Origin of the sequence: Corynebacterium sp. KPL2825 (assembly GCF_037908445.1) — a bacterium.
GTDB lineage: Bacteria > Actinomycetota > Actinomycetes > Mycobacteriales > Mycobacteriaceae > Corynebacterium > Corynebacterium kefirresidentii.
Genome location: NZ_JBBMGI010000002.1, coordinates 105694 through 125022, shown reverse-complemented (window position 1 = coordinate 125022; position 19329 = coordinate 105694). Strand labels below are relative to the sequence as shown.

At 57.9% G+C, this 19329-nt stretch carries 17 protein-coding genes; 9 read left to right on the top strand and 8 right to left on the bottom strand.

Going from position 1 to position 19329, the window contains the following annotated elements; all coding sequences use genetic code 11:
- Positions 1-70 precede the first annotated feature (70 nt).
- The gene (locus WMQ00_RS02165) at positions 71-478 is read right to left on the bottom strand and encodes a LapA family protein (RefSeq protein ID WP_200288924.1); all 408 of its coding nucleotides are present in this window, start codon (positions 476-478) and stop codon (positions 71-73) included.
- A gap of 82 nt (positions 479-560) precedes the next feature.
- Between WMQ00_RS02165 and rlmN the strand changes: the two genes are divergently transcribed.
- From rlmN to WMQ00_RS02150, 3 genes are read left to right on the top strand one after another with little or no spacing between them, the layout of a single operon-like run.
- The gene (gene rlmN, locus WMQ00_RS02160; RefSeq protein ID WP_198010463.1) at positions 561-1685 is read left to right on the top strand and encodes a 23S rRNA (adenine(2503)-C(2))-methyltransferase RlmN; all 1125 of its coding nucleotides are present in this window, start codon (positions 561-563) and stop codon (positions 1683-1685) included.
- Between the two features lie 18 nt (positions 1686-1703).
- Positions 1704-2534: an ABC transporter ATP-binding protein gene (locus WMQ00_RS02155; protein ID WP_023021305.1), complete on the top strand. Its 831-nt coding sequence runs from the start codon at positions 1704-1706 to the stop codon at positions 2532-2534.
- A 5-nt stretch (positions 2535-2539) separates the two neighbouring features.
- A complete protein-coding gene (locus WMQ00_RS02150; RefSeq protein WP_340440621.1) occupies positions 2540-4132 on the top strand; it encodes a hypothetical protein in 1593 nt (530 codons plus the stop codon).
- 180 nt (positions 4133-4312) lie between these two features.
- On the opposite strand, the gene WMQ00_RS02145 is transcribed toward WMQ00_RS02150, so the two are convergent.
- Entirely contained in the window at positions 4313-4774 is a 462-nt protein-coding gene (locus WMQ00_RS02145) for a DUF2631 domain-containing protein (protein WP_023021307.1), read from the bottom strand.
- A 177-nt stretch (positions 4775-4951) separates the two neighbouring features.
- Here WMQ00_RS02145 and dxr point away from each other — a divergent pair, with 177 nt between their 5' ends.
- The 5 genes from dxr to map all read left to right on the top strand — a co-directional run bounded on the left by dxr (position 4952) and on the right by map (position 11489).
- Complete coding sequence (gene dxr / locus WMQ00_RS02140) at positions 4952-6112, top strand: 1-deoxy-D-xylulose-5-phosphate reductoisomerase (RefSeq protein WP_284835420.1); 1161 nt, start codon at positions 4952-4954, stop codon at positions 6110-6112.
- Between the two features lie 15 nt (positions 6113-6127).
- Positions 6128-7336 carry a M50 family metallopeptidase gene (locus WMQ00_RS02135; RefSeq protein ID WP_248098791.1) on the top strand — a complete coding sequence of 403 codons (1209 nt, stop codon included), beginning with the start codon at positions 6128-6130 and terminating at the stop codon, positions 7334-7336.
- A 106-nt stretch (positions 7337-7442) separates the two neighbouring features.
- Positions 7443-8606, top strand: coding sequence for a flavodoxin-dependent (E)-4-hydroxy-3-methylbut-2-enyl-diphosphate synthase (gene ispG / locus WMQ00_RS02130; RefSeq protein ID WP_023021310.1), 1164 nt, complete (start codon positions 7443-7445; stop codon positions 8604-8606).
- 81 nt (positions 8607-8687) lie between these two features.
- Entirely contained in the window at positions 8688-10541 is a 1854-nt protein-coding gene (locus WMQ00_RS02125; protein WP_340440620.1) for a penicillin-binding transpeptidase domain-containing protein, read from the top strand.
- A gap of 78 nt (positions 10542-10619) precedes the next feature.
- A complete protein-coding gene (gene map / locus WMQ00_RS02120) occupies positions 10620-11489 on the top strand; it encodes a type I methionyl aminopeptidase (RefSeq protein ID WP_238799681.1) in 870 nt (289 codons plus the stop codon).
- Positions 11490-11680: 191 nt separating this feature from the next.
- Here map and WMQ00_RS02115 read toward each other — a convergent pair whose 3' ends face one another.
- The 4 genes from WMQ00_RS02115 to WMQ00_RS02100 all read right to left on the bottom strand — a co-directional run bounded on the left by WMQ00_RS02115 (position 11681) and on the right by WMQ00_RS02100 (position 15287).
- Positions 11681-12082, bottom strand: coding sequence for a hypothetical protein (locus WMQ00_RS02115; RefSeq protein ID WP_248098788.1), 402 nt, complete (start codon positions 12080-12082; stop codon positions 11681-11683).
- 48 nt (positions 12083-12130) lie between these two features.
- On the bottom strand, positions 12131-12508 hold the full coding sequence (locus WMQ00_RS02110) for a hypothetical protein (RefSeq protein WP_340440619.1): 378 nt from the start codon (positions 12506-12508) through the stop codon (positions 12131-12133).
- A gap of 316 nt (positions 12509-12824) precedes the next feature.
- On the bottom strand, positions 12825-14228 hold the full coding sequence (gene mtr, locus WMQ00_RS02105; protein WP_200288933.1) for a mycothione reductase: 1404 nt from the start codon (positions 14226-14228) through the stop codon (positions 12825-12827).
- A gap of 27 nt (positions 14229-14255) precedes the next feature.
- Positions 14256-15287, bottom strand: coding sequence for an alpha/beta hydrolase (locus WMQ00_RS02100; protein WP_340440618.1), 1032 nt, complete (start codon positions 15285-15287; stop codon positions 14256-14258).
- A 264-nt stretch (positions 15288-15551) separates the two neighbouring features.
- Between WMQ00_RS02100 and mqo the strand changes: the two genes are divergently transcribed.
- Positions 15552-17048, top strand: coding sequence for a malate dehydrogenase (quinone) (gene mqo / locus WMQ00_RS02095; protein ID WP_248098775.1), 1497 nt, complete (start codon positions 15552-15554; stop codon positions 17046-17048).
- A gap of 82 nt (positions 17049-17130) precedes the next feature.
- Here the strand turns inward: mqo and WMQ00_RS02090 are convergent, their stop codons facing one another.
- A complete protein-coding gene (locus tag WMQ00_RS02090) occupies positions 17131-18486 on the bottom strand; it encodes a protein adenylyltransferase SelO (protein ID WP_200288935.1) in 1356 nt (451 codons plus the stop codon).
- Entirely contained in the window at positions 18487-19308 is an 822-nt protein-coding gene (locus WMQ00_RS02085; protein WP_200288936.1) for a PhzF family phenazine biosynthesis protein, read from the bottom strand.
- Between the last annotated feature and the right edge of the window lie 21 nt (positions 19309-19329).

Here is a 19329-nt window from a genome sequence, read left to right as displayed (position 1 = left end):
AAGCCGCCTCTCCCGTATAAACTGCCCGAAAAAGACGGCAGAACAGGGGAGAGGCGGCTTTTATATAGATTTATACCTGCTGCGCTTGCTTGCGTAGCTGGCGACGCAACTCAAACATGCGCCAGCCACCGACTAGCGCCATGATGAGTGCGCCGCCGATAGCAAAAATGAGGAAAGCAATTCCGGCGGGGAACTCGCCAGACCAGCCCAGGAAGTTCATGGGAACCTCGTGCTGGTTTTGCATGATGAACACAATGAGGACAATCAGCAGCAGGAATCCTACGATAAGCGCCATCCACGTGCTGGCCGCGAAAGATCCCTTCGCCTTGCCAGAGGGCTGGGTGGAGTGAGAAGTAGAGTCAGAAACGGCTGGTTCTAGGTCAGAACTAGTCTCCGGTTCAGAAGCGTTCAGCTCCGCCGAGGAGAGGTCTGCGTCGGAAGAAGAAAAATCATCTGCAGGATAATTTGGATTTGTCATGTATCCATTATTTCTTTAATCCTGTCGATTATGCCACTTGGCACGGCCTCCAATTGGAAAATCCCACGCAGACCGTGGAAAGATGGGCAATATTATGGCTCAACCAGTGAAACTTAACTTTTCCGCCCCGCGCCGCGGATTGCCTCCTAAGCATTTTGCGGACCTGACCGAAGACGAGCGCATTGACAAGCTCGCAGAAATTGGCCTACCTAAATTCCGTGCGAAGCAGCTGGCTAAGCACTATTACGAGCACTACACCGACAACGTCGAGGATATGACCGATATCCCCGCCGGCAAGCGCGAAGCAGTCAAGGAAGCCTTCTTCCCTGAGCTGATGAAACCCATCCGGACCACCTCCACGGACGACGGCGAGACCACTAAGTCCCTGTGGCGGTTGCACGACGGCACGCTACTGGAATCAGTGCTGATGCGCTACCCAGGTCGCGCTACTTTGTGTATTTCTTCCCAGGCAGGGTGCGGCATGGCCTGCCCGTTCTGCGCTACTGGCCAGGGCGGCCTTGATCGTAACTTGTCCACGGGCGAGATTGTCGAGCAATTCCGCCACGCTGCGTCCGCCATGGCTGCAGAAGGTGGGCGTTTGTCCAACGTTGTCTTTATGGGCATGGGTGAGCCGCTGGCCAACTATAAGCGCGTGGTCCAGGCCGTACGTCAGATTACTGGCCAGGATGGTACGGGTTTTGGCCTTTCCCAGCGCAACGTGACCGTCTCCACCGTGGGCTTGGCTCCGGCAATTCGCAAGCTTGCGGACGAAGACTTGGCCTGCACTCTGGCCGTTTCCTTGCACACTCCGGACGATGAGCTGCGTGACGGTCTAGTGCCGGTCAACAACCGGTGGTCTGTTGATGAGGTGCTGGATGCCGCGCGCTACTATGCGGATAAGTCCGCCCGCCGCGTGTCCATTGAGTACGCCCTGATTCGCGATAAGAATGACCAGGATTTCCGCGCCGATATGCTGGGGCGCAAGCTGCACCAGAAGTTGGGCTCCAAGGTCCACGTTAATGTTATTCCGCTGAACCCCACGCCGGGCTCAGAGTGGGATGCGGCCCCGCAAGACCGCCAGGACGAGTTCGTGCGTCGCGTGCAAGCCCAAGGCGTTCCCTGCACGGTGCGCGATACAAAGGGCGATGAGATTGCGGCGGCTTGTGGTCAGCTTGCAGCGGATGAGCGGGAAGATAAGTCAGCCTAACTGATAAGATTGGCGGACATGATTGTTCCGAATTATCCGCCACTTGCAGATGATCCGACCACGCAGGCCTTTGCCGTGCGCGGTCTGAACAAAATTTTCGCTGGACGCCCCGTGGTGTCGAATTTGAGCCTCGACATCCCGCGGGGCTCTATTTATGGCATCGTTGGCCCCAATGGCGCGGGCAAAACCACCATGTTGACCATGGCGTGTGGCCTCCTGCGCCCAAATAGCGGCGAGGCCTTTATCGCCGGGCACAATACCTGGCAGGAGCCACTGCCAGCCAAGGCGGCCATGGGCCTGCTTGTCGACGGCGCTCCGGTCTTCGACCGTTTATCGGGCCCAGAGTACTTGTTCTATCTCGGCGCATTGCGCCGCATGAATCAAGCCGAAGTCGAGCACCGCAGCGCACAGCTTTTGGATGCCTTGCAGCTTGCCGACGCCGCCGATAAACCCATCGCGGACTACTCCGCCGGCATGACTAAAAAGATACTTCTGGCGGGCGCGCTCCTGCATAACCCAGAGGTCGTGATACTAGATGAGCCCCTAGAGGCAGTGGATCCCGTTTCGGGGCAGCTTATTCAAGAGATCCTGCGCGCCTATGTCGCCCGCGGAGGCACAGTAATCCTGTCTTCACATGTTATGCAATTAGTGGAAGGCTTATGCGATCACGTAGCCATCATCGCCGGTGGCCAGGTGCTCTCCGCCGGCCACGTGGAAGATGTGCGCCAAGGCGGCAGCCTGACGGATGCCTTCATTCACTTCGCCGGCGGAAGTGAATTTGATGCGGACTCTTTCGAGTGGTTGCGCAGCGAAGGCAGCACAACGCAGCGCGGGGAAGGGGAGTTGTAGACGCAATGACTTCGACGCTTCTCAAGCTGCACCGCACACTATGGGTGCGAAGCCTTAAAGCGAATGCTGCAGCGGTTATGATCCCGATCTGCCTTTTGCTCTATGGACTCATCGGGCTAGCATCGCTCGCCGCTCTTGCTGCGGCAGATATTTCCACCGGAACTGGGAACGTGCAAGCCTTAACCGTGGCCCCTGGTCTTGGCACGCTGGCTTTCATCGTTATCACCCTCATCATGCCCAGCGGAGAGAACCAGCTATCTGCCCGCGAGCTTTCCGCGTTTCCGCTGCGGCTGAAAGACATCACACCGGCACTCGCTATCGCCTCGGTGCTTAATCTGCGTGCCCCGGTCTCAGTCTTGCTGTCCATTGCTTATGCGGTGGCCGGAAGCGTGATCCTGGCGGCAAACGGGAAGGCATTGTTCATCTTGCCTTTCTGTCTAGGAATGCTTTTCGCCCTTGTGCTGACGCTGGTGCTGGTGGATCTCGCGGTTCATGTCGGGTCAACTGTCGCGGAGCTTAGTTCCACGAAGCTTAAGGCCTTGGGTTCGGTGGCGGTGTTCGTCCTTATCTTTGGCTCTACTAAACTTTCTTCTCTCGCGGGCTCTGACTTTCCGTTGGGAACTGTAGGTGAAGGATTAGCGTGGACGCCTGTTGGAGCACCGGTGGGGTGGGCGTTTGCGCTTGCTCAAGGCGAGCTAGTGAAAGCCTGCGCACAATTTCTCATCGCCGCAGTGACTCTGGGCGTAGCTGTGTGGGCGTGGCATTGGTTGTTGCGGCGGCAATTCGAGCACCGTACGGTTTCCCCGTCGGCACGCAATCACCGTGAGAAGTCCAAGGGGATAAGCCGCTTTTCCCTTGGTTCCTTTTCCTATAGCAGCCCTGCTGCCATGGAATTTACGCGCTCGCTGCGCTATATTTTCCGTGACTCCCGCCTTATTGGCAGCATTATCATGCAGCCAATTCTGGCAGTCGTCTTGATTATCCAGGGCTTTGCTACTGACTCCGATTTATCTTCAGTAGGTTTGTTATTCCTCGGGCTGATAGGCGGAATCGTCGCCACCAATGATTTTGGTTATGACGGTCCAAGCCTGTGGGTAAAGATGGCCGCCCCAGTTCGTCCGCGCACGCTGCTCTACGCGCGGCACTGGGCGCACGTGGTGCTTTCAGCCATAATTGTTGTGCTCACGGCGATGCTGCTTTTTGCGCTAAGTGCGGATAAAGCTCTCACTGCCTGTTTGGTGGTTGCTGCCTTGGGAATCTTCATTTCTTCCGCCGGATTGTCATTGCTGCTCACCACCTTTAATCCCTTTGCCACCGCGCGGCCTGGCGGGAATATGTGGGCGGATAAATCCGGCTACTCGGCTAGCGCCTTCTTAAGCGCTATTTTGAGTTTGTTTATTGGCTGGACGCCCATCATCCCAGGCGTCATCCCAATGGCTATCGGCTACGGCTCGAACATGGTGCTGGTCGCGCTGGGGTTTGTACTCGTCATAGCCGTGCCTGTTGCGTGTTATGTCCTCGCACTGCGGGTCAGTGGCAAGCGCGTCGATAACACCCTGCCCGAGATCTACGCCAAGGTGGGCCACTGGGTGTCTTAAAACTCGGGCGCTTCTTAGCAAGTATCGCCCACACCGCGCTCTTGCTAAGGGTGGGTGTGGGCAGGGCGGCACCCAGCAGAGTGAGCGCTGAGTAAGGGGAGAGGCGTCGGCAAGCGGAGGCAAAAAGAAACCGCCGACCTTCGCGGGGAAGGGCGGCGGTAGCTAAAGTGTGCTGAAAGCTTAGAGCGCGTGCTTGCTGGAGGAAACCGGGGTGGCGTTGTTAGTGCCTGGCTCAACGCGCAGGTGAGAAACGCGGGAAGGCTCGATATTCAGCGCGCGCAGCTGGGAATCGCTCAGCTCGGCGTACACACCGGTGTTGGTCTTTTGGTCGTAGACCCAGTCTGGCTCCTGGTGGCCCACCGGCTGGTTGCGGGCGGTCACGGTGCGCACCTGGTGCAGCTTAGGCTGGAAAGCATGAATGAGCAGGCCGATTACCAGCAGGACAGTCAGTACGACGAGCCAGACAGTCTCAACGTGGCCCTTGTGATTACCAAAGTGGTAGGCGATCAAGAAGAGAACGGAAATCCAACCGGCGATCTGCACGCCCGAGCGGCTGATGCGGGACCAACCGAATCCTGCGGATGGGACGTCCTCAGTAGAAACACCGTCATATACCTGCGGTACCGGCTTGTGGGAAGACACTTGCTCTCCTTCGCTTCTGCGTATGCCCGTCTGCGCGATGGGCGTGCGGGCACACCAATGCCATTTGTCTGCTACACATTCTAAATCATCGCGCCTTAGATGGCGATTAAACACCCCCGCCGCAGTACTGGTTACCTGCCATGCCCGCCCCGTGGTGATGGGCGCTAGGGTGGAAGGGTGACTACACAGCGAATACTCATTCTTGGTTCCACCGGTTCAATCGGCACGCAAGCTTTGGAAGTTATTGCGGATAATCCCGATAAATTCGACGTGGTGGGAATCGCGGCGGGCGGCTCCAACCCGCAGCTCATCATCGATCAGGCCCGTCGCCTCAATCTTTCGTTTGACCACGTTGCAGTGGCTAAAGAGGAAGCTGCTGCCGAGGTTTCCGCTGCCTTAGGCGGTTCGGTACTAAGTGGCGCCGATGCTGCAGAGAACCTAGTGCGTTCGACTCCGGCCGATACAGTCCTCAACGCCCTGGTAGGCTCCCTGGGCCTTAAAGCCACCCTGGCGACACTCGAAATGGGAGAGTACCTGGCCTTGGCTAATAAGGAATCCCTCGTCGCCGGTGGCAGGCTTGTTACCCGGGCGGCGCGCCCTGGTCAGATTATTCCCGTCGATTCGGAACATTCCGCCATGGCGCAGTGTCTGCGCGCCGGCGAGGAAGGGGAGCTGGACAAGCTTGTTCTTACCGCCTCAGGCGGGCCATTCCGCGGGTGGTCGCGCGAAGAGATGTGGGATGTGACTCCCGAGGAAGCGGCGCAGCATCCCACGTGGTCGATGGGCCAGATGAATACCCTCAATTCAGCAACGCTCATCAATAAAGGTCTGGAGCTGATTGAGGCTACGCTGCTTTTTGACATCGACCCTGAGCGTATCGATGTCACCGTGCATCCACAGTCCATTATTCACTCTATGGCTACTTTCAAAGACGGCTGCACCATCGCCCAAGTTTCGCCGCCTTCGATGAAGCTGCCGATTTCCCTGGCGCTCAATTGGCCGCACCGCGTGCCGGGTGCGCAGCCTTCCTTAGATTTTGCGCAGGCGCATGAGTGGCGTTTTGAGCCGCTTGACGATGCCGCCTTTCCCGCCGTCGATCTCGCCCGCCGCGCCGCGGCCGAGGGAACGGGGGTCATTTATAACGCAGCCAATGAGGAAGCGGCGGCCGCATTTTTATCCGGGCGTATCCACTTCCCAGAAATCGTGGACGTAGTGGGCAAGGTCCTTGATTCCGCTTCTGAGTTTGCTGGTGTAGTCTCTAGCCTCGATGTAATCCTCGCAGTAGAAGGCGAGGCGCGCAGGCGCGCGAACGCGCTGATTGATTCGCTGGCTGATTAGAAAGCTTTTCACACCATGGCAAATTTGCTGGGCATTGTGTTTTTCGCCCTTGGCATCGGGCTTACCGTAGCGCTGCATGAAGCAGGCCATATGCTTAGCGCGCGTGCCTTTGGTATGCGCGTGCGCCGCTACTTTATCGGTTTTGGTCCGCGCGTATTTTCCTTCCGGCAGGGGCACACTGAATACGGGCTGGCGGCCTTCCCTGTGGGCGGCTTTTGCGATATCGCCGGAATGACTGCCCAGGATGAATTCCTCACCGAGGACGAAGAACCCCACGCCATGTATAAAAAGCCATGGTGGCAGCGCATTATTGTGATGGCCGGCGGTATTGTCGTCAACCTGATTTTGGGCTTTGTCATTCTCTATTTTGTCGCGATGACGGCTGGCCTGCCCAACCCGGATGCCGATGTGCGCCCCCGCGTAGGCGAGGTGACCTGCTCGGCCAATCAGAAGCCGAACCAAGAGCTGGAAAAGTGTACGGGTCCAGGCCCCGCCGGAAAGGCCGGTGTGCGGGAGGGCGATATCATCGTCGCCTTCGAGGGCCAGAAGATAGACTCTTTTACCCAGCTGCGCGATGAGGTAATGCAGCGTCCTGGTGACACCATCACGCTGACAGTTGAGCGCGATGGAAAAGATAAAGACATCCCAGTCCACCTGGATACCGTTAAGCGGCTCAATAAGGACGGAGAACTTATAGATGCCGGCTCTATCGGGTTGAGCAATCAGCTTATCGACGTCGTCGAAAAGCACGGCCCTGTTGACGCGCTACCAGCAACGTGGCGGTTTAGTACCTACTCGTTGGAAGCAACGGTAGATGGCCTCAAGCAATTTCCTGGCAAGGTGCCGGGCGTGGTGGCCTCCATCTTTGGTCACGAACGCGAAGCTGACGGCCCGATGTCCGTTGTCGGCGCTTCCCGTGTGGGCGGCGAATTGGCGGAGCGTTCCCTGTGGTCGATGTTCTTTATGATGCTGGCAACGCTGAACTTCTTCCTCGCTCTATTTAACCTAGTTCCGCTGCCGCCTTTCGACGGCGGGCATATCGCCGTCATCATCTATGAAAAGCTGCGCGATGGCATCCGCAAGCTCGCGGGCAAGCCGGCCTTGGGCCCGGCCGATTACACCAAGTTGATGCCGGTGACCTATGTGATGGCCGCACTGCTGATGGGCGTCGGCGTCATCGTTATCGTCGCCGATGTAGTTAACCCTATCCGGCTATTTGGTTAGCAGCCGTGTCCCCACAGCGCGCACTTCAGGCATAAAGCAAGCAGTGCTAGAGTGGGGGCGTTAATCACCCACCTTATAAATTTCTGTGCTTCAACAAGGAGAATTCATGTCGACCCCCATCGGTCTAGGAATCCCAGACGGCCCGCCACCAGTACTGCACCCGCGCCGTAAGACTCGGCAGTTGCAGGTGGGCCCGGTCGGTGTCGGCTCTGACTCACCAATTTCGGTGCAGTCGATGACCAATACGAAGACGCACGACATCAATGGCACACTGCAGCAGATTGCGCAGCTGACCGCTTCCGGCTGCGATATCGTGCGTGTGGCTTGTCCTAAGCCCATCGATGCGGAAGCACTTCCGGCCATTGCTAAGAAGTCGCCCATCCCGGTGATTGCGGATATCCACTTCCAGCCTAAGTACATCTTCCAAGCCATCGATGCCGGCTGTGCCGCCATCCGTGTTAACCCGGGCAATATCCGCGAGTTCGACGGTCGCGTGAAGGAAGTTGCTAAGGCTGCAGGCGATGCCGGCATTCCTATCCGCATCGGCGTTAATGGTGGTTCTTTGGATAAGCGCCTGCTGGAAAAGTACGGCAAAGCCACCCCGGAGGCACTCGTCGAGTCCGCCATTTGGGAAGCTGGCCTGTTTGAGGAGCACGGCTACGGCGATATCGCTATTTCCGTCAAGCACTCCGACCCTGTCCTGATGGTGGAGGCGTACCGCCAGCTGGCGGAAAAGACTGACTATCCGTTGCACTTGGGTGTGACCGAGGCAGGCCCGAAGTTCATGGGAACCATCAAGTCCTCGGTTGCCTTCGGCGCGCTACTGGCAGAGGGCATTGGCGATACCATTCGCGTGTCCTTGTCCGCGCCGCCAGTAGAGGAGATCAAGGTAGGCGACCAGATCTTGCAGTCGCTCAATTTGCGCCCGCGCAAGTTGGAGATCGTGTCCTGCCCTTCCTGCGGCCGCGCTCAGGTGGACGTCTACAAGCTGGCAGAGGAAGTTACCGCTGGCTTGGAGGGCATGGAGTTCCCGCTGCGCGTTGCCGTTATGGGTTGCGTTGTCAACGGTCCGGGCGAGGCACGCGATGCTGACCTCGGCGTTGCTTCCGGCAATGGTAAGGGTCAGATCTTTGTCAAGGGTGAGGTCGTTCGCACCGTGCCGGAAGACAAGATTGTAGAAACCCTCATTGAAGAAGCCATGCGCATTGCCGATGAGCAGGGCATGGAGGCCGTGGAAGGCGCTAAGGCTGAGGTTCGCGTAACCCAGTAATCCACCCACATTAAGTAGACTGCCCCGCACTTCGGTGTGGGGCAGTCTTTTTTAGCTCTTGCGCTGCTAGAGTGCCAAGACATGAAGAAGTTGGTCGCGCTGGTTGCAACTATCACGCTCGCTTCCACCAGCGTGGTTGCTTGTACCCCGAAGCCGGTATCTGCAGAACCGGTGGCGGAGGAATTCCTCGAAGGGATGGAATCCCGCAATAACGACGGTTTGGCCGCGCTTACCGATTCCCCCTCTGACGCCACCTCCGCCCTGGACGCCACCTACTCCGGTCTGCAGGCCGAGGGGCTCGACATTGAGCTTGAAGGCGTGGACCAGGATGAAAACCTCGCCACGGCGAACTACAAGGTCACCTGGGACCTGCCCAAGGATCGTACCTTGAGCTATGACACGCAGATGACGCTGACCAAGACTGAAGATGAGTGGACGGTGCGGTGGAAGCCGAGCCTTATCCATCCAGACCTGGGAGCAAACCAGCACCTAGAGCTGCGCGCATTGGAGGCAAAGCGTGCCAGCGTGGTCTCTTCCAACGGAGTGGAATTGATGAGCCCGGGGCTGAACTACCGGCTGGTGGTAGATACCAGTTCCTTGGAGGATGTGCGCCCTACCGCGTCAAAGATTAGCGGTGCGTTGGCAGCCGCCCATCGCCAGGATGATTCAATTGCGGAGATTGATGCCAAGGATTTGGCCAAGAAATTGGAGGATGCGGATGGTTCTTTCTCCGTAACTATGTTCACCGAAGACCAAGCCAAGGCTGTGCGTCCCAAGGTGGAGGGCATGGACGGTGTGCGCCTCAACGAGGAGCCAGCCTTGGTTACCCGCGACCGCGGTCTTGCGCCCGATCTCATGTCGCGCGTGCGTTCTGCGGTCCAAGACGAGGTGGATGGCCAAACTGGCTGGTCCATCTCCGTGGTCAATGAAAATGGTGCGGCGCTATCGGACGTCGAAAAGCATGATCCCAATGCTGCGCCATCGATCAAGGTTGGTCTCGATTACGATGTGCAGCGAGCCGCGCAAGAAGCGGTAAACGAGCGTGCCGATTCGCAGGCAATGCTCGTAGCCATCCGACCTTCCAATGGCGATATTTTGGCCGTAGCGCAAACCGAGAAGGCTGATGAGGACGGCGACGTCGCCCTCCAAGGCCAGTACCCGCCTGGTTCTGTTTTTAAAATTCTCACTGCCGCGGCTGGCGTGGACAAACAGGGCCTAAATACCGATACCATCGTTCCGTGCCCGGGCACTATGGATATCTATGGCCGCGTAGTGACCAACTACAATTCCTTTTCTTTGGGCAGTGTTCCGCTTAGCCAAGCCTTCGCGCAGTCCTGTAACACCACCTTTGCGGATATCTCCACCAAGCTCAAGCCTGGTGAGTTGAAGGATATGGGCAAGAAGTTTGGCTTCGGCGTTGAGTATGACATCCCCGGGTTGACGACCATCACTGGCTCTATTCCAGACGGAAAGGAGCCATTGGAGCGCACTGAATCCGGATATGGTCAGGGTTACGACTTGGCAAGTCCTTTTGGCATGGCCCTTGTTTCTGCCACGGTTGCCAACGGCAAAACGCCTACACCGACGCTTATCGAGGGGCACAAGACCAAAGCATCCGATAAACCGCAGCAGATTCCCAAGCCCGTGCTGGACAATGTCCGTGCCATGATGCGGCAAGTGGTTACTAGTGGTACTGCTCGCAGCATGGCCGCTGGCGGGACTATTTACGGCAAGACCGGTGAGGCGGAAATCAATGAAGGCTCGCACGCCTGGTTTACCGGCTACCGGGAAGAAGATGATATTGCCTTTGCCACCCTCGTGGTTTTGGGTGGCGGCTCCGATGCCTCGGTCAATATCACCAGCAATTTCTTGCAGAAGGTCGATGCCTACCGCTCCGGTCCGCACGAAGGTGCAGCGCCGCCGGCCGAGGGATAGTCGCCGCGCTGCGTCTGCAACCCCGCCGCAGGACCCCGGCTCCCGCGTTCGCGGTGGAGAGGACTACCATGGGAAACCATGAGTAATCGAGGAAAGCTAAAGCCAGGCAAGCCCACTCCGATCCTCACCGTTCCGGAAAGCATTGAGCGCCCAGAGTACGTGTGGAAGGATGAGGTACAAGAGGGCATTGGCGAGCCCTATGTCCAGTCCCCAGAGGTCATTGAGAAGATGCGCGAGGCCTGCAAGATTGCGGCCAACGCCCTCAAGGAGGCTGGAAAGGCCGTTAAGCCGGGGGTAACTACTGATTATGTAGACCGCGTGGCACACGAATACATGTGTGACCACGGCGCTTACCCTTCTACGCTGGGGTACCGTGGCTTCCCTAAGTCCAGCTGCGTATCCCTTAATGAGATTGTCTGCCACGGCATCCCAGACACCACCGTGATTGAAGATGGCGACATCGTCAATATCGATATCACCGCTTATAAGAACGGGGTGCACGGCGATAATAACGCTACCTTCCTTGCCGGCGATGTCTCCGAGGAGCACCGCCTGCTGGTAGAGCGCACGAAAGAGGCCACGATGCGCGGCATTAAGGCTGCAAAGCCTGGCCGTGAGATTAACGTCATCGGTCGAGTTATCGAGTCTTATGCCAAGCGATTTGGCTATAACGTCGTGCGCGACTTTACCGGCCACGGCGTCGGCCCGACTTTCCACAACGGCCTAGTTGTCTTGCACCATGACTCGACCGTCTACCGCGATATCCTCGAGCCGGGTATGACGCTTACCGTCGAGCCGATGATTAATCTTGGCTCGCTGGATTACGAGATCTGGGATGATGACTGGACCGTCCAAAACACGGACGGCAAGTTCACCGCCCAGTTTGAGCACACCCTCGTCATTACTGAGGACGGCAACGAAATCCTTACCATCCCCGATGAGGACTAAGCTTCGCTAACGAAGGCCGCCTCCACGACCCCAAGCGGGGAAGTGGAGGCGGCCTTTTGCGTACTTTGCTTGCCGACGTCCCGCGCAAGGCATCAGCACTCAGCACGTAGCTGCACATAGCAAAGGGGCCCCGTTCTTAAAACGGGGCCCCTGCAAGTCCTAGCTATCTAGAGCCAATCTGCGGCTAATAATTAGCGGCGGAAGATTGGGTCCAAGATGTGCTGCGGGACGATGCCGGTGTAAACGGCGTAGTTGTAAGCGCCGATGATTGCGCCGACAATGGAGGTGATGCCCAGAGCAACGGTGCCGTCGCGCCAGATCTCGCCCCAGCGAGGGTTGTCCTTGTCCTTCTCTTCGCCGAGGAGGGCGTGGCCGGTTACCTGCTGATCCTTGTCAGCGTTAGCACCGATCTTGGAGGACAAGGTCTCGTACTCGCCGTTGTCATCCTTGGTGTCCTTGATGACGGAGGACAGGTTCTCGCCCAAGGAAGCACGATCGTTGGTGGTGTCCTCAGCGGAAGCGACAGCGACGCCGCCGAAAGCGACGGTAGCAGCGGTAGCAGCAGCAACGGCTGCGGTGCGGAAGTTACGCATTGTGAAAATTACCTTTCGGAAGTTTTGATGAAGCCGTAGGGCTGTTGCTTAGAAGGAAGGGCCGTGGTTGATGAAGTTGACGACTGGTCCGATGACGCCGCCCAGAACTGCACCGATGCCACCCAGGATGGTCAGGGAGTACAGAACCTTAGCCCATACCGGCTGCTCGGAGAAGTCCTTGGAAGAGCCGAAGATCTTGGTGCCGTCAGCTGGCTTCTCGCCTTCAAGCTGGAGGTCCTGGTCAACCTTGTTAGGGAAGCTCTGGCCCTCGTTAGAGGAAGCCTGCTGGGAGGAGCCCTCGTTAGCGGTGGTGGTCTGGGTAGCCTCAGCGGAGGAGGAACCCTCTGCTGCTACGGCAACGGTGGTGCCGCCGAAAGCAACGGCGAGAGCGGTTGCGCCAGCGATAGCTGCATTGCGGATACGCATATCAAAATTCCTTAAAGGTCGTACTTGCAAGGCTTCCACACTGGGAAACCAAAGTGTTATTGAATGTACAGGGAACATACAGAAACACGCGGTAGCCGTGTTCGTATCGGCTTGAGCCGGTGCCCCCAGTAAATCTAGTAAAACTCTTGTCCTTTTGCGCGTCAAAGACCGGAATTTCATCCATTAAATTAACGTGTGTCCCTAAATGGTGGTGAATTTCCTGCAGTCACGAATGTGACTTCCTTGGCGTGAAATGGGAATATGCCCTGGAAGCTGGGAAAAATCTGGGTATGTATGAGGAAGGTCACGTAACAATTTACTTTTGCCACTCCAGTCCCAAAAGGGCGTTTTCCACTACTTCTGGTAGCGCGGGGTGAATCCAATATTGGTTGCGGGTGAACTCCCGCATGTCCAACGAGTAGGCCATCGCGGTAATCAATTGCTGGATGAGGGTAGAAGCCTGCGGTCCCATCAAGTGAGCTCCGAGAAGCTGCCCGGTAGCGCGATCTGCCACTAGCTTGCATATACCGGTTTTATCTTCCATGGCCCAGCCGTAGGCAACATCGCCAAAGTTCTGCACCTTGACGGTTACATCGAAGCCTTCCTCGCGAGCCTGCTTTTCGGTCCGGCCCACCGTTGCGATCTGCGGGTGGGTAAAGACGGCGGCAGGGACATTGTCATGGGGGAGCGGGCGGAGGTCTTCTGGGTGCAGCAGGTTGTGCTGTACGGAGCGCATCTCGGCATTGGCTACGTGCTTGAGCATGTACGGCGAAGAGACGTCGCCAAGCGCCCATACGCCCTCGGCAGTGGTGCGGCCGAACTCATCGGTTTTTACGCGGCCGTCGGCAAGCAGCTCAATGCCTGCCTTATCCATATCCATCTGATCGCCATTGGGGGTGCGCCCAGTGGCAACCAGAATGGCCTCTGCCTCAATAGAGGTGCCATCATCTAGCTCCAACCGCACTCCCTTGTCGGTCTTCTCGAGCTGGGTGCCATTGGCAATGCGGACGTCGAAGCGCTCGCGAGCAATCTGATTGAAGCGACTAGATAGATCATCATCAAGGTGGCGCAGCAAAGTCTCGGAGCGATTGACCACGGTGACCTCCGTGCCGAGCCCGTCAAAGACATGGGCAAACTCCATGGCGATATAGCCACCGCCCACCACAATGAGGCTTTGTGGCTGATGGTCCATGCGCATGATGTCTTCATTGGTGTAGTACTTCACGCCAGACTTGGCATAGACCTCTGGAATGACCGGGCGGGAGCCGGCCGCGATGACGATTTGCTCGCCAGTGATGACATGTTCGCCGGTCTGAATAGTCTTCGGGCCAATAAAGCGGGCGTGCTCGTCAAATACGGTGATATTTGGGGTTTCCTCCCCGCGGCGGTACTGCTCGCCGCCCTTGGCAATCTGGTCGATGCGGTTGGTGAAGACGCGGTCCACGATGGAATCCCAATCCACGCTATTGACCTGAGCATCTAGGCCTAGACGGCCGGCCTCGCGCGCGGCCAAGGCGATATCGGCGGCATAGACATACATTTTAGTGGGAATGCAGCCCACGTTGAGGCAGGTACCGCCAAAAGTACCCTTTTCAATGATGGCGATCTTTTGGTCATCAAACTCCGGGCTAGGGATGGAGTTTCCGGAGCCGGTGCCGATGATGATGAGGTCAAAATGTTCCTCGGCCGCGGGCGTATGGTTCTGGTGTGAAGAAGTCACGTTTATTCCTTATATATAGGGAGTAAATTACTGGACGGGTTTAGCGGAATCTAAGACGGTGGGCAACCACTCATCGCAGGCGTTGAAGGCCTCTTGCAGCGGATCCGGAAGGGATAGAAAAACATCGTGCCTAGCGCCCTTGATGGGGTGCAAGGTGTAGTGGGCGCTTAGTTCCTTTGCCCAGCGGCGCGTTTGGGCAACGTCGATGATGACATCCGCGTGGTTCGCGCTATCGGAATAAGGCCGGCCCAGTTGAGTGCGAGTGGACTGCAGCGTCAAAATTGGTACGCCGGCATCGATACGACCGCTATGGATGGCATCAAAGCCATGGAATACTGCGGCTAGCCAGCCAACATACTTCTTATGGCCAGCCAGTGGCTTAAAGCGGAGGTCAAATTCCCACTCGCCGTAGAAATCTTGGTGGACAGACTCGCCGTAGGCGGTGAAGTTGCCACCGGGCAGGGGAGTCCTGGGGGCGATGCGGCCAAGTGCGTGCAACAGCGGTTTGAGCGGGGTAAGAACCTGGCCGGGTACGCCCATCATGTCGAGCCACGGGCTATTGAGGATGAGCCCCTTCAAGCGCTGGTGGCGTTCGTAGTCGGTTCGGCGCAGATGATCCATCCATAGCGGGGCGATGAGGCCACCGGTGGAGTGAGCGATGAAGATAACCTCATCATTAGGGATGGCATCGAGTGCAGCGGTGAGGTCAGCAAAGTAGAACGCCAAGTCCGATACATAGTGCCATGACTGGCCGGAGCGGCGCGAGCGACCACACTTGCGCAGATCGACAGCGTAAAAGTCATAACCTTGGGCGGCAAAGTGCTCGGCTACGTGGGTGTGGAAGAAGTAGTCGGTCATACCGTGTAGCCACACCAAAGCCGGGCGCGATGAGGTGGCGGATGGTTCGCGTGCCGCATCGTCCGCCTGCTGCGGCGCGTAGTGCACCAGCGTGGTGGCCACGTTGCCCTCGCCGTCGGGGTCTGCGCCCAAGTCAATGGTGGCAGCTTCATAGTCGGGGCCGAGTTTGTCTGGGCCCCATACCGGGGAGTGTGTAACCATGCCTCGATTCTAGGTGTAATAAAGGATTTATGGTGCTGGTGTTGGGGTGTAGATAGTGGGGGCGGAAATTCTCACATTTTTGCCACTGGTCTGGGGGAGAAACCCCAAATTGGATAAGAAAAGCGTAGAGTAAGGCCTTAATGCGTGACGCACTGCCAGGTTGTCTTAGTGCAACGATGGTGGCGCGGGGCGCTAAGCGCTATAAGTCAAGGCGTAGACCGCGCCGATGGATATCTATTTTCTATTTGAAGAGGTAATAACAGAGTGTCCTCCGCTAAGAAGACAGCACAGGTTGTAGACGAGGTCGACGTAGCACTTATTGGTGCCGGCATCATGAGCGCCACCTTGGGCGCAATGATCCGCGAGCTGGAGCCTAGCTGGACCCAGATGGTCTTTGAGCGTCTCGACGGCCCCGCATTGGAGTCCTCCTCCCCGTGGAATAACGCCGGTACCGGCCACTCCGCACTGTGCGAGCTGAACTACACCCCGGAGAAGAATGGTCGCATTGATATCTCCAAGGCTCTGGGGATTAATGAGAAGTTCCAGAAGTCTCGCCAGTTCTGGTCTCACCAGCTCAACAACGGTATTCTGACCGACCCGAGCGAATTTATTAACCCGGTTCCGCACGTGTCCTTCGCACAGGGCGAAATCCAGGTTGACTACCTTAAGCGTCGCTATGACGTTTTGAGCGAGAAGCACATGTTCCCAGGCATGCAGTTCTCCGCTGATGATTCTGTCTTTGCGGAGAAGCTGCCCCTGATGGCGCAGGGCCGTGATTTCTCCAATAAGGTAGCCATCTCCTGGACCGATGCCGGCACTGACGTTAACTTCGGCGCGCTGACCAAGCAGTTCCTGACCGCGGCTAAGGCCTCCGGCACCGAGATCCGCTACGGACATGAGGTCATCGACATCAAGCGCGATGGCTCTTCCTGGAAGGTCTATTCCAAGAACAAGCACACCGGTGACATCACGGTAGTCAAGGCTAAGTTCGTCTTCGTGGGTGCTGGCGGTTATGCCTTGGATCTGCTGCGCAAGGCCAAGGTGAAGGAAGTTGCCGGTTACGCAGGCTTCCCAGTATCCGGTCTGTGGCTGCGTTCCAAGAACCCGGAGCTTATCGAGCAGCACCAGGCGAAGGTCTACGGTAAGGCTGCTGTGGGCGCCCCGCCAATGTCCGTGCCTCACCTGGATACCCGTGTTATCGACGGCGAGAAGGGCCTGCTATTCGGCCCCTACGGCGGCTGGAGCCCGAAGTTCCTGAAGAAGGGCAGCTACCTGGACCTATTTAAGTCCATCCGCCCGGATAACATCACTTCTTACCTTGGCGTTGCCGTCCAGGAGTTCGGCCTGACCAAGTACTTGGTAGACGAGGTACGCAAGAACTTCTCCGACCGCGTTGAGACCCTGCGCGAGTACGTCCCGGAGGCAAAGGAAAGCGACTGGGAGACCGTCATCGCCGGCCAGCGCGTGCAGGTGATCAAGCCTGCAGGCGCCCCGCAGTTCGGCTCCCTCGAGTTCGGTACTACCCTGGTCAATAACCAGGAGGGCAATATCGCCGGCCTGCTCGGTGCATCCCCGGGCGCATCCATTACCCCTGCCGTCATGTTGGAGCTGCTGGAGCGTTGCTTCGGCGAGCACATGATCGATTGGGCGGATAAGATCCGCGAGATGGTTCCGTCTTATGGCATCAAGCTGCGCAACGATGAAAAGCTCTATGACGAGATGTGGGAGTACACCCAGAAGACCTTGAAGCTAGACCGCTAGAACCAGCTTCTTCCTAGATAACCCCCTGTACCGCACCGAGACGGTACAGGGGGTTATTCGGTCTGGGCTCGGTGAACAGCAGCTAGGTGCCACAGTAGGTGAGGTATCCCTCCAAGCCATTGGGGTCCGGCGATTCGAATGAGGGGTTGGGCTCCCACGGGTGGGTTACCGCGTGGAGGAGTTCTTGATAGGGGCTCATGTCCCCGCGTTCTGCAGCGTTAAGGGCAGCTTCCACCGCGAGGTTGCGCGGGATAACCCGCGGCATCGCGCTATTAACGCGGGATGGATCGGGCGAGGACGCTAGGTACTCATCCAAAAAGTCTCCCTCGGGCAAAAGCTCACGGGCGGGGGTGGGGTGGCCCGCGGCGGCGTCGGCAAGAGCGCGGTGGGCCAGCGTAATATCTGGGCCGTTGAGCTGCATGGCAGCCGCATAAGAAGAAGCGACTTCTCGAGAGGTATCCAAAGCCTTTGCTAAATCTGCCCTGTGCTGGTCCGCAAAGCGGTCGGTAAAGCCGTTGATGGATTCTTGGGCTAAGTCCATGGCCTTTTTCATGTCCATATCAAATAGCGGCAGGAGGGATTCCGCCAAGCGGGCCAGGTTCCATCCCAGGATGGAAGGTTGATTGCCAAAGGCATAACGGCCTTGCCTATCGATGCTGGAAAACACCGTGTCAGGGGAGTATGCCTCCATAAAGGCACAAGGACCGTAGTCAATGGTTTCGCCGGAGATGGTGGTGTTATCCGTATTCATCACGCCATGGATGAAGCCTAAGCGCATCCACTGGGATACAGTGCGAATTTGTGCATCCATCAGCTGGAGGAAAAAGTCCCGGTAGTCGCACCCGGGATAATGGCGGGCGATGGCGTAGTCGGCCAGCTGACGTGTGTAATCCGTCTGCGCGGCTAGGTGGAAGGTGCCCACGCGAATATGGCTAGCGGCAACGCGCACCACGATGCCGGCCGGTTGCACATGCCCGCGTTGGATGGGCCGGCCGGTGGAGATGACCGCCAGCGCCCGGGTGGTGGGCACACCTAAGGCGTGCATGGCCTCAGAGACGAGGTACTCGCGCAGCATGGAAGACAGCGTTCCGCGGCCATCGGACCCGAGGCGGGAATAAGGAGTTAGTCCGGTTCCCTTGGCGTGCAAGTCCCAGAGCCGGCCGTCCTTTTCTAACTCCCCTAAGAGCATGGCGCGGCCGTCTCCCATCTGCGGATTAAACGCACCGAATTGGAAGCCAGAATAGGCCATGGCGTGTCCGCCCGCGCGACCCGTGAGGAACTCGATTCCCTCGGAGGAGCGCAGCCAGTCCGGGTCAAAGCCCAACTGCCTGGCCAGTTCCTCGTTTAGGATGACCATCTCTGGGTTCGGCTGCTCTTCGCCCTCGGTAGGGCGAACCAAGTGGGGAAGGCGTTGGGCAAAATCGTGGTGTAGCTGCATTTAAACCTCCAGTGTTCCGCGCACGCGAATATGGGCGCGCCCGCCTACCCAGATATCCGTGCCGTCATCGTTGATAAATACTTCGCCCGCTCGGCCTATCTGGCTGCCTTGTGTTGCGGTATAACGCGTTGGCACCAGGTTTCGCGCGCGCATAAACTGCGCGGCGCCGCCATTGAAAGAACCGGTGACTGGGTCTTCGAATTGCGTGGTAAAGGCCCGAACCTCATAGGCCGACTCGCCCTCTGCGGCGTTGGGATTAAGGCCCACTACGCCGACCTTGGGGCGCTCGCCATGGGGCTTAACCGCACGCACCGCCTCGGCATCGCGCAATTGGAGCAGGCGCCAGCCCGGGCCATTGTCCACCCAGCCGTGGTCCACAATATCCGCGCTATCTAGCCCCAGCCCACCGCAGGCCTCCTTCAGATCCGCCGGGCTTAGCGGTTCTTCGCGGCGCAGCGGCGGGGTAGCAAAGGATAAGACATCGCCCTCTTCGCGTACGGTAACTAGGCCCACACCACATTCTTGGACGATACTTCCCTCCGACTGCGGGTGATTGCCTAGGGCGCGCCATGCAGCGGCGCTGCCCAAGGTGGGATGGCCAGCGAAGTCAAACTCCTCGTACGGGGTGAAAATGCGGACGCGGTAGTCCGCGCGGGCGTCGTGAGGCTCGAGCAGGAAGGTGGTCTCAGAAAAGTTGGTCCAGTTCGCGATTGCTTGCATCTGCTGGGCGCTAAGCCCATCCGCGCCGGCTATCACCGCAAGGGCGTTGCCGTTAAAGGCACCCGTGGCAAAAACATCAACCTCAAAGAACTCGTGCTGCATGCCCGCCAGTCTAGTCAGCCC

Excerpts from the sequence above, each read along its gene's own strand:
- WMQ00_RS02115 (WP_248098788.1), bottom strand. The coding sequence starts at position 12,082 with ATGCGTAACTTCCGCACCGCAGCCGTTGCTGCTGCTACCGCTGCTACC.
- WMQ00_RS02150 (WP_340440621.1), top strand. The coding sequence starts at position 2,540 with ATGACTTCGACGCTTCTCAAGCTGCACCGCACACTATGGGTGCGAAGC.
- WMQ00_RS02110 (WP_340440619.1), bottom strand. The coding sequence starts at position 12,508 with ATGCGTATCCGCAATGCAGCTATCGCTGGCGCAACCGCTCTCGCCGTT.
- rlmN (WP_198010463.1), top strand. The coding sequence starts at position 561 with ATGGGCAATATTATGGCTCAACCAGTGAAACTTAACTTTTCCGCCCCG.
- WMQ00_RS02090 (WP_200288935.1), bottom strand. The coding sequence starts at position 18,486 with ATGCAGCTACACCACGATTTTGCCCAACGCCTTCCCCACTTGGTTCGC.
- WMQ00_RS02165 (WP_200288924.1), bottom strand. The coding sequence starts at position 478 with ATGACAAATCCAAATTATCCTGCAGATGATTTTTCTTCTTCCGACGCA.
- WMQ00_RS02155 (WP_023021305.1), top strand. The coding sequence starts at position 1,704 with ATGATTGTTCCGAATTATCCGCCACTTGCAGATGATCCGACCACGCAG.
- ispG (WP_023021310.1), top strand. The coding sequence starts at position 7,443 with ATGTCGACCCCCATCGGTCTAGGAATCCCAGACGGCCCGCCACCAGTA.
- WMQ00_RS02125 (WP_340440620.1), top strand. The coding sequence starts at position 8,688 with ATGAAGAAGTTGGTCGCGCTGGTTGCAACTATCACGCTCGCTTCCACC.
- WMQ00_RS02135 (WP_248098791.1), top strand. The coding sequence starts at position 6,128 with ATGGCAAATTTGCTGGGCATTGTGTTTTTCGCCCTTGGCATCGGGCTT.
- WMQ00_RS02100 (WP_340440618.1), bottom strand. The coding sequence starts at position 15,287 with ATGGTTACACACTCCCCGGTATGGGGCCCAGACAAACTCGGCCCCGAC.
- map (WP_238799681.1), top strand. The coding sequence starts at position 10,620 with ATGAGTAATCGAGGAAAGCTAAAGCCAGGCAAGCCCACTCCGATCCTC.
- WMQ00_RS02085 (WP_200288936.1), bottom strand. The coding sequence starts at position 19,308 with ATGCAGCACGAGTTCTTTGAGGTTGATGTTTTTGCCACGGGTGCCTTT.